Origin of the sequence: Acidithiobacillus sulfurivorans, from assembly GCF_018853815.1 — a bacterium.
In the GTDB taxonomy this organism is placed as follows: Bacteria; Pseudomonadota; Gammaproteobacteria; order Acidithiobacillales; family Acidithiobacillaceae; genus Acidithiobacillus; species Acidithiobacillus sulfurivorans.
Genome location: NZ_JAAOMP010000150.1, coordinates 1 through 12,226 on the forward strand (window position 1 = coordinate 1; position 12,226 = coordinate 12,226).

At 56.0% G+C, this 12,226-nt stretch carries 12 protein-coding genes and 1 pseudogene; 8 read left to right on the forward strand and 5 right to left on the reverse strand.

Annotated elements, in window-relative coordinates; genetic code table 11:
• From HAP95_RS13435 to HAP95_RS13445, 3 genes and pseudogenes are all read left to right on the forward strand, one after another.
• A partial coding sequence (locus HAP95_RS13435; RefSeq protein ID WP_368356591.1) for a transposase occupies positions 1 to 297 on the forward strand: 297 nt, incomplete at its 5' end.
• 318 nt (positions 298 to 615) lie between these two features.
• Positions 616 to 1,624, forward strand: a pseudogene (locus HAP95_RS13440) (ISL3 family transposase); the annotation flags it as partial.
• Positions 1,625 to 1,687: 63 nt separating this feature from the next.
• Entirely contained in the window at positions 1,688 to 2,185 is a 498-nt protein-coding gene (locus tag HAP95_RS13445) for a GtrA family protein (protein ID WP_215884667.1), read from the forward strand.
• A gap of 20 nt (positions 2,186 to 2,205) precedes the next feature.
• Here HAP95_RS13445 and HAP95_RS13450 read toward each other — a convergent pair whose 3' ends face one another.
• The 3 genes from HAP95_RS13450 to HAP95_RS13460 form a co-directional block, all read right to left on the reverse strand.
• Complete coding sequence (locus tag HAP95_RS13450; protein WP_215884668.1) at positions 2,206 to 4,275, reverse strand: glycosyltransferase; 2,070 nt, start codon at positions 4,273 to 4,275, stop codon at positions 2,206 to 2,208.
• Between the two features lie 73 nt (positions 4,276 to 4,348).
• Positions 4,349 to 4,864 carry a GNAT family N-acetyltransferase gene (locus HAP95_RS13455; RefSeq protein WP_215884669.1) on the reverse strand — a complete coding sequence of 172 codons (516 nt, stop codon included), beginning with the start codon at positions 4,862 to 4,864 and terminating at the stop codon, positions 4,349 to 4,351.
• Entirely contained in the window at positions 4,839 to 5,105 is a 267-nt protein-coding gene (locus tag HAP95_RS13460) for a type II toxin-antitoxin system TacA family antitoxin (protein WP_215884670.1), read from the reverse strand. The genes HAP95_RS13455 and HAP95_RS13460 overlap by 26 nt, the downstream gene beginning before the upstream one ends.
• 241 nt (positions 5,106 to 5,346) lie before the next feature.
• On the opposite strand from HAP95_RS13460, the gene HAP95_RS13465 reads away from it, so the two are divergent.
• Positions 5,347 to 7,065 (forward strand): proline--tRNA ligase, encoded by a 1,719-nt coding sequence (locus HAP95_RS13465; protein WP_215884671.1) that lies wholly within the window; start codon positions 5,347 to 5,349, stop codon positions 7,063 to 7,065.
• An 11-nt stretch (positions 7,066 to 7,076) separates the two neighbouring features.
• Complete coding sequence (locus HAP95_RS13470; protein ID WP_215884672.1) at positions 7,077 to 7,535, forward strand: universal stress protein; 459 nt, start codon at positions 7,077 to 7,079, stop codon at positions 7,533 to 7,535.
• A 4-nt stretch (positions 7,536 to 7,539) separates the two neighbouring features.
• On the opposite strand, the gene HAP95_RS13475 is transcribed toward HAP95_RS13470, so the two are convergent.
• Positions 7,540 to 8,181, reverse strand: a complete 642-nt coding sequence (locus HAP95_RS13475) for an ABC-type transport auxiliary lipoprotein family protein (RefSeq protein ID WP_215884673.1) — start codon at positions 8,179 to 8,181, stop codon at positions 7,540 to 7,542.
• A 4-nt stretch (positions 8,182 to 8,185) separates the two neighbouring features.
• Positions 8,186 to 9,124, reverse strand: a complete 939-nt coding sequence (locus HAP95_RS13480) for an MlaD family protein (RefSeq protein WP_215884674.1) — start codon at positions 9,122 to 9,124, stop codon at positions 8,186 to 8,188.
• A 152-nt stretch (positions 9,125 to 9,276) separates the two neighbouring features.
• On the opposite strand from HAP95_RS13480, the gene HAP95_RS13485 reads away from it, so the two are divergent.
• The 3 genes from HAP95_RS13485 to HAP95_RS13495 all read left to right on the forward strand — a co-directional run.
• Positions 9,277 to 9,930 carry a protein-L-isoaspartate O-methyltransferase family protein gene (locus tag HAP95_RS13485; protein ID WP_215884675.1) on the forward strand — a complete coding sequence of 218 codons (654 nt, stop codon included), beginning with the start codon at positions 9,277 to 9,279 and terminating at the stop codon, positions 9,928 to 9,930.
• A 6-nt stretch (positions 9,931 to 9,936) separates the two neighbouring features.
• Positions 9,937 to 10,482, forward strand: a complete 546-nt coding sequence (locus HAP95_RS13490; RefSeq protein WP_215884676.1) for an isochorismatase family protein — start codon at positions 9,937 to 9,939, stop codon at positions 10,480 to 10,482.
• Between the two features lie 16 nt (positions 10,483 to 10,498).
• Positions 10,499 to 12,226, forward strand: a 1,728-nt coding sequence (locus tag HAP95_RS13495) for a M61 family metallopeptidase (protein WP_215884677.1), incomplete at its 3' end; no start/stop codon positions are given.

Sequence of the window (12,226 nt, forward strand, 5' to 3'; positions counted from 1 at the left end):
CGGGATGATTACGCCTTCGGACTCACCAGCCTGACCCCAGAGCGCGCCACGCCCGAAAATCTGTTGGGCTTGGCCCGTGGCCATGGGGAGATTGAAAACCGGAACCATCATGTCCGCGACGTGACTTTCCACGAGGACCTCTCCCAAGTCCGCACCCAGAATGGTCCCCATATGATGGCGACCTTGCGCGAACTCGCCATGAGCATTATGCGTCTCACCGGCGTCAAGAATATCGCCAAAGCGTGCCGGGATTTCGCCGCCAGCGCACCTCAAACGCTCCGCCAACTCGGATACTGAGCCTCCACCACGGGGCTTACCTATCCGGGAATGCCTCCGGAGGGAGATCTGCGTCCGCCCGCCACCCCATTCACGATTCCGCACCAAAAACAGCCTGAAAATGCCGCATTTCCACCAACACGGTTCCCTCAAGCCACCACTCAAATCAGCGGCAGAAAGCGCCTCTGCTACTATATCTGGCGAGCTTGACGGAGCCCTGGTGATCCCCCATTCATAAAAAGGAGAATCGTACGTTAAGTAGTTTGGCACCTCGACACATCGAGTGGACTCAGGGGTAGAATCTGGGGTATGTGACATCTGAAGATGAGGAAGAGTGAGATGGATCAGAATCTGTTATTCACTTTGGCCTTGGGTCTGGTACCACCGTGGATGGTGGATGACGTGACCTTCAAAGTCGAAGAGAAGCGACTGGATCTGCATGTCACCTTTCCCAAGGGAAGCCGCTTCTCCTGCGCCGCCTGCGGCGCGGAATGTCCAGTGCATGATGTTCAGAAAAAGACTTGGAGACACATGGATTTCTTCCAGCATGAAGCCTATCTGCATGCGCGTGTGCCCCGGGTGAAATGTCCGGAGCATGGGGTGCATCAGGTGCCTGTTCCCTGGGCACGGGAGGGTTCCCATTTCACCCTGCTGTTCGAGGCGCTGATCATGACCCTGGTACGGGCGATGCCCGTGTTGACGGCGGCGCGCCTGGTACGGGAAACCGACAAGCGCCTGTGGCGGATCATTGACCATTATGTCGAAACCGCGCGTGCCCGCGTAGATATGGCCGCCGTTCATACGGTCGGTATGGATGAGACCAGCAGCCGGCGCGGCCACGACTACATCACGCTCTTCGTCGATCTGGAAGCGCGGCAGTTATTGTTTGCTACCCCCGGCAAGGACGCCTCCACCTTTACGCGATTCGCCACAGACCTCGAAGCCCACGGGGGCAGTGCGCAAGCGATCACGGACGTCAGCATGGACTTGTCTCCGCCCTTCCAGAAAGGGGCCGATGCGTATCTCCCCAACGCCCAGGTGACCTTCGATCGATTTCACCTCATGAAGCTCGTTAATGAAGCAGTGGACGCCGTGCGCAGGAACGAAGCACTCAGTCAGCCAGATCTCAAAAAGACGCGCTGGGTATGGCTCAAGAATGACCGCAACCTGAAAGCAAAACTGCAGGAATTACTCCAGAACCAGAACCTCAAGACGGCGCAGGCGTACCAGTACCGCCTGACCTTCCAGGACATCTTTACGATCAAGAATCGCCACCAAGGTACTACTCTATTGAAAGCCCTGGTTGGAAAACGCCAAGGCTAGCGGCTTGCCGCCTATCGTCAAGGTCGGAGTTATGCTTGAAAGTGGTGTGCGGGCGCATTACAACTGACTTGAATGAGGTGGCGTACTGTTGCTACAAAGGGTTTCCGACTCAAATGAGCAACTGGTAGTCAGCCAACAGGCTGTCCAGCAGTTCATTGCTAATAGTCATTTACAACTCCTTTTTCACAGGACGGCAGATTCCTGCCAAATGACCATTTACACAAAAATTCTTACACCCCCAGGATTCGCTGTAGATGCGAGCATTGTCTGGTTATTAACACAGTTTAGGATCAATGCAATTATCGCCCAGGGCATCGCTTTTTCTGTGGCTGTCACGGTTACATGGTGGCTGAATCGCAAGTACACATTTCCGCATTGGGCCGATCACCGTCTTTTGCGAGAATGGTTACGCTATGTATCTGCAAATTCGTTGGGTGCGATTGTTAATAACGGTGTCTATGTCGTTTTAATCTTAACCTTGTCGCTAATGGCACATTATCCTGTGCTTGCAGTGGCAGCAGGCTCACTGGCCGGTTTGATTTTTAACTTTACGGCTTCTCGGGCTTTGGTATTTCGCAACCGTTAAGCAGACGACAGTCAATAAACCTACCCCCGCCCCGCCACTTCCCGCAAAATCCCCAGCATCTGCTTCCCTGCCCGCTGCCAGTGATATTGCGCCGCCTGCGTTTTCCCTTTTTTGGCCAGATCTTGTCGCAAGGCTTTATCCTCCGCCAGTCGGGTCATGCCATCGCGGATGGATTCTATACTGAGCGGATCACAATACAGGACGGCGTCCCCACAAACTTCAGGAATAGCCGTGCTATGGCTGGCCAGCACCGGACAACCACTGGCCATGGCTTCTACGGGCGGCAAACCAAAACCTTCATAGAGGGAGGGATAAATCAGTGCCACAGCCCGCTCCAATAAGGCCGGTAAGAGTTCATCGCGCAGGTAGCCCAGCAGGACGATTTCACCCCGGGTCTGCATGCGTTCCAGGATGGGCGCAAAATGGCTTTCCTGCCAGCCCATCTGACCCACCAGCACCAGGGGATACTGGCGTTTGATGCGGTCTGCCAACCCCTCATAGGCAAGGAGCAGTCGCTCCATATTTTTGCGGGGTTCCAGCGTCGATAAAAACAGAAAATAGGGACGCGGATCCCCATCCAGGGCGACGCGTAATGCCCGCCGGGTTTCATCGTTTACCGGAGCCGAAAATCGCTCCGAAATACCCGGATACAGAACATGAATGCGTCCTGCCAACTCCGGAAAGTGCTTCAGGAGTTCGCCCTTGGAAAAATGCGAGATGGTGACCACCGCATTGGCTCTTTCCAGGGCCGGACGCAAATGACGATTCAGAAAACGTACCCGTCCCGGAGGGTGCGCTTCGGGCATGTCCATGTGCGACAGGTCATGTACCACCAGCACCTGTGAGGAACGACCCTTGGGCAGCACGTAGTTCATGCCCAAAATAATTTCCGGTCGCCAGCGCTTTTTGAGGCGTTCCAGTTGCCGTCCCTGCAGATAAAATTGCACTTCACGGCCCAATGGAATTTTCTTTTTCCACTCGCCCCGCTGCGGAATGCGTAATCCGACGGGATGAGGGGGCTGGTCGGAGTAGCTGGTGGTGGTGAAATAGGTCAGATTCACGGCAGGGGTCTGGGTCAGGACTTTAATCAGTTCTTCGGAAAAATGACCAATGCCTGCTGGACGTCCTTGCATCGTGGTGGCTTCTATGGCTACGCGGACGGTGCGGCGTCTTTCGGTTTGCGGCAAAGGTACCGGCATGGGAACCTGTTCGCTGTAGGCCAGCCCCTTGCGCGCTTCCCAAATGGCGCGAATATTGTTCCATTGACCAGCACGCAACCGCTTGCTGATGCGTACCAGAGAACCTAGCGTCCAGCTTAGTCGGGGTAAGCCTGCGTAGCGGGACAAAAAACGCCCGGCAGAGCTGGTCACATAATAGTCTTTAAGGGGATGATCGTGTCCCAGGCTGGAGGAGTGCTGGTGCCAGATATGGGATTCGGCGGCCACCGCCAGTTGCCAACCCTGTGCCCGCAGGCGGTAACACAAGTCGGTGTCTTCCCAATACATGAAAAAATGGCCGTCGTCGAAAAAGCCGACCTGCTCCAACACCTCGCGACGCAAAAGCAGGCTGGCTCCTGTCAGATAATCCAGCCGCGCGGCGGGAAGCGCGCGTTTGGCATGATGCGCCAGACCCAACCACGAGAGGACATGACCGCCGCCCCAGACCAGCACCTCTTGCGGATGTTCCAGATCGTAAATCACTGAGCCGACTGCACCCACCTGTGCATTGCTTTGCAACTCTGCCAGCAGTGCATTGAGGGCGTCCTTGTGGACAATGGCATCATTATTGAGGATCCAGAGGGCGGTAGCACCCGCATCCAGAGCGTGACGGATGCCGACATTACAACCCCCGCCAAAACCGAGATTTTCGCCGGTACGAATCAGGGTGGCCGGCAACAAAGTACAAGAGGCTATCCAGGCTTCGAGAGCCTCGTCACTGCCATCCGTCGAACCATTATCCACTACCCAGATATGCCCCGGGGTTTCGCTGAGTTCCCTAAGCGCCCGCAGACAACGCCGCGTATCGGCAAGGCTATTCCAATTAATGAGAATAATGTGGGCGTTTTGCGCGCTAAGGCTGGGACTGGTCAAATTTGTAGGTATCCGCCAAATAGGAGTGTGCTGCCGAGTGCTTCTGCTGGCGGGGGATTATGCCACCGGAAGGTCAGCTCTGCCAGAAAAAGCCCAAAGATAGGTACAGGGTCATCGGATCATCTTTGCATGATAGAAAACCGTAGTGCACATAAAACGCCCTGGCCTCTTCCCCTTTGGCATCGACCACCAGCGCATAGGCAGCTACTGTTTTACGGGCCTCCAGACAATGTTCAACAGCACAACCTATGAGGAGGCGCCCCAATCCTTTCCCCTGATGCGCTGAATCCACTGCCAGACGCCCCAGTCGGAAACAGGGCACGGGGTAGCGCGGCAGCTTTTTTCGGGTGAGCGCGTCCATTTGCATGGCGTCAATCTGGGCAGCACTCAAACTGTAGTAACCCAGAATAGTTTTCGGTTTGTCTGTATCAACCAGTACATAAACCACTGCAATACCCTTCTTCACATGCTGAACGGCAAAGCGATGCAGGTATTCATCCAGCGCGTCCACAGCAGATGTAAAAGCCTGACGGTCATGACGCTGCGGGTCCAACAGTTGGATTTCAAGCACGCCGAACTTTACGCGCAAGATCCATCGCATTTTGTAAGGCAGCATTGGGCATAAATGCCCCGTTCAGGGCCCTTGTTAAGGCCTGAAAATCGTCGTTCGACATCGTAATGCGTGACTCCCGTTCCAACAGGTCGCGTGCCTTTTCTTTGGCTGCGTTGCGTACGAATGCGGCCATCGTAGTGCCCGCCAGGGCTGCAGCACGCGCTACAACTTCCTTTTCTTCTATATCCATTTTCAATTCAAAACGAGCTGCCGTCATATCCATCTCCAGAGATTACGGCAAAATACCGTATACGGTATTTTGCCGTATAAACCGCCAAGCTGCAATGCGACGCCGAACGACGCCTCGCAGCAAAACATGAGTAAGTCAGTACTTGATGCTTCCGCGTTGCTCGCTTATCCATAAACTCGTGGGATTCTCGGAAGTACCTGAAGTTCACCTCTTTCTTTGTGCTGTGGCCTTTCTTACACTGTGCGCTACTTTTCCATTTGAGATTTTTATGCGCGCCAGTCAGATTTTCATTCCGACCCTGAAAGAAACTCCCGCCGAGGCAGAACTCGTCAGCCACCAGTTGCTGCTGCGCGGGGGCTTTATTCGCCGCCTTGCCTCGGGATTATATACCTGGATGCCTCTGGGTTTACGGGTATTGCGCAAGGTGGAGCGCATTGTCCGCGAGGAAATGGACCGCAGCGGCGCCCAGGAAGTGCTGATGCCGGTGGTTCAGCCCGCCGAGTTGTGGCAGGAATCGGGACGTTGGGAAAAATACGGGCCGGAACTGCTGCGCCTCAAGGATCGCCACCAGCGCGATTTTTGTCTGGGCCCTACCCATGAAGAAGTCATCAGCGATTTGGCGCGCCGTGAAATTCATTCCTACAAGCAGCTTCCCGTCAATTTTTATCAGATTCAAACCAAGTTCCGCGACGAAATCCGGCCCCGTTTCGGGCTGATGCGTGGCCGCGAATTTATCATGAAAGACGCCTATTCCTTTCATGTGGATCATGCTTCTCTGGAAATCACTTATCAGACCATGTATGACGCTTACCAACGGGCGTTCACCCGCCTGGGTCTGGATTTTCGGGCGGTGGAGGCCGACAACGGGGCGATTGGCGGCAAGCGTTCCCACGAATTTCATGTTCTGGCAGATTCCGGGGAAGATGCCATTGTGTCCTGCGACCACTGTGACTATGCGGCCAATATGGAAAAAGCCAGCAGCCCCGCCAAAGGCGCGCCCGTCGAAGCCCCTCTGGAGGCGGCGCGGGTGCAGACGCCGGGCATCCGGACGGTGGCCGAACAGGCTGCCGTACTGGGCATTTCCAGCAGCCAGATCGTCAAAACCGTGCTGGTCATGGCGGGTGAGCAATCGGTCATGCTGCTGTTGCGCGGTGATGACGAATTGAACCTGATCAAGGCTGCTCATGCCCTGCAGGTGGATGAAGTCAGAATGGCAACGCCCGAAGAGGCAGAGGCTGCGACTGGTGCCCCCCTGGGCTTCATCGGCCCCAAGGATTTAAGCACGGCTCTTCGGGTGCTGGCCGACCATCGCGCCCTGAATGTCGGTAATTTCAGTACCGGTGCCAACCAGATGGACACCCATTGGGTGAATCTCAACTGGGATCGTGATCTTTCCCGCCCGGACTGCGCCGACTTGCGCAATGTCCGGGCGGGCGACCCTTGCCCCCACTGTAGTACCGGTACGCTGAGCATCCGCCGGGGCATTGAGGTGGGGCATGTGTTCCAGCTCGGGCAGGTATACAGTGAGCGCATGAAAATCACCGTGCTGGATGAAAGCGGACGCGATGCCACAGTGACCATGGGTTGCTACGGAATTGGTGTATCACGGGTGGTGGCAGCGGCGGTGGAGCAGCACTTTGACGAGCGCGGCATTATCTGGCCCGCGTCTTTGACCCCTTTCGATGTGGGCATTGTCGCCATCAATGCCCGCAAATTTCCAGAAGTTGCCGCCGCCGCTCAGGCCCTGCATGATCGTCTGGAGCAGGCGGGTTTCAGTGTGCTGCTGGATGATCGGGATGAGCGACCGGGGGTGCAGTTTGCGACCATGGATTTGATCGGCTTGCCGCATCGGGTGGTGGTCAGTGACAAGGTACTGGCGCAGAATGTTTGGGAATACCGGGCGCGCCGCGCCAGCGAAAATACGCTGGTGAATGAAGCCGAACTGATGGACCGCCTTAATGCGAGTTCGCCCCTTCATCAACCATAAGGATCAGGATCATGGATAACTTTCCAGTGCAGCATGTAATGGTGGCCGTAGATTTTTCAGAAATGGCGCTGCCTACCGCCCTGGCGGCGGCTCAGGAAGCCCGGCTGCATCAGGCCAAACTCACCGTCATCCATGTGTTCAACCCGCAAATGCTCAATTTGCAAATGCCCGAGGAAATCCTGCCTCCGACTCTGGATCTTCGGGAAAAGCTGCTGCACCTGGCCCACGCCGAAATGGACAAGCTCCACAAGGCGATGGACAGCGAAGGGATGCAAGCAGAAATGGTGCTGGAGGAAAGTGCGGATAACATTGGCCGCGCCATTGCCGCTTATGGTAAGGCCCATCAGGCCGACCTGCTGGTGGTCGGCAGCCATGGTCATAGTGGTCTTGGACGCTTATTATTGGGTTCTGTAGCCAATGACGTGCTCAACCACGCCCACTGTCCGGTGCTGGTGATCAAACACAGTTGATCAATCACTGATACTGGTCAACCCAGGCACTGACTGCCCCCACAAAATGACTGCCAGCCTGGGTCATGGCGGCAGCCCCGGCAGCCGCCGAAGCGGTTTTTAGCGGCACAGTTTGCCGAAACGACTGCTGGGCGATGACCTGATAATTGTGGGCATTCAATAAAGTGGCCGTGCCCGCTATCAGCGCCTGACCAGCCTGGGGTGCAGTGAAATTCACCACAAAATTACTCAGGTGCAGGCGCAGCACATATTGTGCAGCACCGCTGGACTGCCCGGAAAGCACGGCTTTCCAGTGCTGGCTTTGCTGCAGATGCTGCAGCAGGCGCATATCCAGCATTTCCGCCGGGGTCCCTACCCAACGTGCATCCCGATAAGAGAGGAGCATTTGGGGATTCTGATAAAGCAGATGGTATTGATAGGTATTGGTATCCAGCCAGGAAGGCGCACTGACCGAGGCCAGTTGCAATACGACTTGAGCATTGTGCGATGCTTTTTGGGCTTCGGCAGGCACCGAAGAATGTAGCGCACTGATATTGTAGGGCACCTGCCAGGGAGTCGCCGTGGCACAACCGCCAAGCAAAAAAGCGGTCCCCAAAAATCCCAGACGGGCTGAGCCCCATAAACGTGGCATGCGAACAACTATCATGAGCTTAGTGACCTCCTGCAGAAAAACCCGACTCACCCGGACCTGGGGGGGGTCCTTGGGTTCCGTAAATCAAGGATTGGGGTGATTGTTTCAGGGACTGGCTGAGGCTGGACAGCGCTTCACTACTATGCAGCAGACTGCTGGTTAATTGATGCACCTGGGGAAGCGTCTGGTAGTTCAGGGTATTGATGGCCTGCTCACTGGATGCGCCCAGTTTTTGCAGGGATTTGGCCGCCTGGGTAGCACTCGCCAGGGGGGCTTGCGCCTGTACTGCCAGGGTATCTAAATGCTGGATAAGTTGATGGCTGGCGACCATGGTGGATTGGGTGGCTGCCACCATGGCGGGAAGCGCCTTGAGCGCAGGCATCATGGCACTTTCCATTTGCACCAGGTCCTGAGTAGCCTGATCAAGATGCGTCAGGGTTTGTCCGAAACGGGCACGGTTCTGGTCATTGAGCAGGTCATTCAGTCGGTCCGCCAGCTCATTACTGCGGTTTACCAGAGACTCACCATTGCGGGACAGCACTTCAAAAAAGCTGGGATGCATGGGAATTTCGGCAATCTGACCCGGCTTGTGCGTAATAGGGGCAAAATCGGTTCCCTTGTCGGTCAAGGATAAGTAACTGAGACCGGTGACCCCTTGAGGAGCCAGTTCCGCGAAAGTCGCCCGGGTGATGGGTGTCGATTTATCGACTTTGATTTTCACCCGAATCATACGCGGGTCGGTCGGGTCCAGGCCAATGGCCGTCACCTCACCCACCCTCACCCCTTTGAATCGCACGGGCGCCTGAATGCTAAGGCCAGTAACACTGTAGGGTGAAATCACATCAAAGTTGACACCGGGTTTTGCGCCGTGATGCATCCACATTCCGACAATCGCGACCGCGACGCCAAGTACCAGCAAAAACACTACCGCGACCAGCGCGTGCGCACGGCTTTCCAAGAAGGTAGCTCCTGAATGAGATATGTCCCTATTGGAGCACAGGAACCGTTGCAAGCCAATCCTTCTGAATGGCCTGCTGGCCCAATGGAAGTCATTGACTTGCCCGGAAACCCATGACTAAATGAGCCAAAACCTCTGGAGCCCTTGAACCTATGGACTTTGACATATTGCGCCGTACCATGATTGATACCCAGATTCGCACCTGGGATGTGCTTGATCCGCGCGTGCTGGCCATCGTCACCGAGGTCAAGCGGGAATTATTTGTGCCAACCGCCTATCGTCATCTGGCGTTTGCGGATTACGCCATGCCCATTGCTCACGGCGAATATATGTGGACCCCCAAAATGGAGGCCCGTGTCCTTCAGGAGCTGGATTTGCGCGAACATCACCGGGTTCTGGAAATTGGCACAGGAACCGGCTACATGGCCGCACTCATGGCCAGACTGAGTGGCATGGTGCATAGCGTTGAGGATCGTGCTGATTTATCGCAATTGGCGGAAGGCCATCTGCGCGTACAAGGCATTCATAATGTGCAATTACATGTCGGCGATGGTTCATGCGGCTGGGCTGGTCATGCGCCTTATGATGCCATTTGTGTCACCGGCTCCTTGCCCGTATTGCCCGAGGCTTTCAAGGAACAACTGGCGGTGGGAGGACGTCTGGTAGCCATTATCGGTAAGGGTCCAGCCATGCGCGCCCAGCGCATCACGCGCACCCGGCAGGACGTTTATGAAACTGCCGTACTTTTTGAAACCGAAATCACTCCCTTGCGGCATGCCCCGGTTCCTGGTCGTTTTGTTTTTTGAGTCGCTATGCGTATTGAAGCCCGGCAGAGTCTGATTCTGACCATCGATATGCAGGATCGTCTGCTGGGGGCCATTCCCGAGACAGAACGCAATAAAGCCATTGAAAACTCTGCGCGCTTGCTGGCCGCTGCGGCGGCGCTGGAAATTCCGCGCCTGGCTACTGCGCAATATCCCCAAGGACTGGGGCCGATTCGTGCTGATCTTCGGTCATTTTGCACAGAATCTTTCGATAAAACGGTTTTTTCCTGCTGGCGGCATGCTCCGCTCAGGAACTTGCTGGAAACCGGGCAGGGTCGTCACCAAGTCATCCTGACGGGTGTCGAAACCCACATTTGTGTTCTGCAAACCGCCTTGGACCTGCACAGCGCTGGTTGGCAGCCCATTGTCGTCGCCGATGCCTGCGCCAGCCGCGACGACGCAAATGCCCAATCGGCTCTGTTACGGCTGCGTCAGGCGGGCATTACCGTCACGGTGGCAGAGTCGGTATTTTATGAATGGCTCGGAGATGCGGCCCATCCCCAATTTCGGAGTCTCGCCCCGGCCTGGCGCTGAAACGGAGTAATTTCCCATGCAATCCCCTGCTCTCTTTTACAGTATCCATCTGGAACCCGAGGCGCATTTGTTCCGGGTGACGTTGGAAATCCCGGAGCCAGATCCTGATGGACAGGTACTGGCTTTGCCGGCCTGGGTTCCCGGCAGTTACACCATCCGCGATCTGGCCCGCCACATTACCCGGATAGATGCAGAATCAAGCGGCGAAGCGGTGCAGTTGCGCAAAGTCGCTACCGACCGCTGGGTTTGTGCCGCTGTAAAAGGGCCTCTCCAGATTTCTTATCGTGTTTATGCGCTGGATCAGTCGGTGCGCACGGCTTTTCTGGATCAACTGGGCGGGTTTTTTAATGGTCCCGCCCTGTTTTTACGGGTGGTCGGTCAGGAGCAGCAAATCCACGCCTTGCGCATTACTGGCCCGGATCATTGGCAGTTGGGGACTTCCATGCTCCGCGTGGCTGGTGAAACTTGGGGCTGGGGTCAGTTTCAGGCAGAAAATTATCGGGCATTCATTGATCATCCGGTGTTGATGGGTACGCTGACCCTACTGAATTTTGAGGCGGGCGGTTTACCTCACCACTTACTGATTCAGGGAGAACATCAGGCCGATCTGCAAGCGCTGGGGCGAGACATGGCCCGCATTTGTGACTGGCAGCAGAATTTTTGGGGCGAGTCGCCCTTTAGCGAGTATCATTTTTTGTGCAAGGCGCGCAGCAACGACTATGGTGGTCTGGAGCATCGGGCTTCCAGTGCTCTGGTTTGCGCCCGGGATGACCTGACCGGCCACGACCCCAAAAACTATCGGCGCTTTCTGGGTCTGGTCAGCCATGAATATTTTCATAGCTGGCTGGTACAAGCCATCAAGCCTGCGGTATTCAGCGCCAGCTCCCTGGAGCGCGCCGAACTTTCCCGGGATCTCTGGGTGTTTGAAGGCATCACCTCTTACTACGATGATCTTTGCCTTTGTCGTGTGGGTTTAAGCAGTCCAGAACAATATCTGCAAGGTATTGGGCAGGAATGGACGCGCCTGCAGCGACGCCCCGGCCAATATCTGCAAAGCCTGGCTGAATCCAGCGAAGATGCCTGGCTCAAGCTTTATCACCCGCATGTCAACAGCGCCAATTTTGAAATCAGTTATTACAACAAGGGGGCGCTGCTCGCCCTCTGTCTGGACTTGAGCCTGCGCCTGGACAGTGAAGGCCATTTGAGTCTGGATATCTTGCTGATGCGTCTCTGGAAAGAGCACGGTCAGACTGGCAAGGCGCTGCCCGAAGGAGAAGCGCTGCAACAGATAGCAGACCTTGCTGGCGCGCAACTGGCAGAGCAGTTGAAAACCTGGATAGAAGCCCGCGCCGAACTGCCTCTGGAAGCTCTCTTGGCACGCATGGGGATTGCCCTGCATAGCCGCCCTGCCACGCAGCAGAGTGATTCAGGAGGTGAGACGGCTGCGACCGTGCCGACAGCCTGGATTGGTGCCCACTGGCAAACTCAGCCGCAGGGATTACAAATCCGTCAGGTGCTTAATGGCAGTCCGGCAGAAGCCGCTGGTTTGTCACCCGATGACCTCCTCGTTGCTTTGGAAGGGATGCGCAGCACGGCGGACAGTTTCGCCGGGCAAATCAGCAGCAGCATCCCCGGCTGCCCGCTGCGCCTCCACTACTTCCGCGATGACGTACTCTACGAGACCCGCCTGACCCCCGTTGCCCCGCCGCAGGATACCTTCTGGCTGGAGTGGCTGGAGGACGTT

Excerpts from the sequence above, each read along its gene's own strand:
- HAP95_RS13465 (WP_215884671.1), top strand. The coding sequence starts at position 5,347 with ATGCGCGCCAGTCAGATTTTCATTCCGACCCTGAAAGAAACTCCCGCC.
- HAP95_RS13460 (WP_215884670.1), bottom strand. The coding sequence starts at position 5,105 with ATGACGGCAGCTCGTTTTGAATTGAAAATGGATATAGAAGAAAAGGAA.
- HAP95_RS13490 (WP_215884676.1), top strand. The coding sequence starts at position 9,937 with ATGCGTATTGAAGCCCGGCAGAGTCTGATTCTGACCATCGATATGCAG.
- HAP95_RS13470 (WP_215884672.1), top strand. The coding sequence starts at position 7,077 with ATGGATAACTTTCCAGTGCAGCATGTAATGGTGGCCGTAGATTTTTCA.
- HAP95_RS13475 (WP_215884673.1), bottom strand. The coding sequence starts at position 8,181 with ATGATAGTTGTTCGCATGCCACGTTTATGGGGCTCAGCCCGTCTGGGA.
- HAP95_RS13485 (WP_215884675.1), top strand. The coding sequence starts at position 9,277 with ATGGACTTTGACATATTGCGCCGTACCATGATTGATACCCAGATTCGC.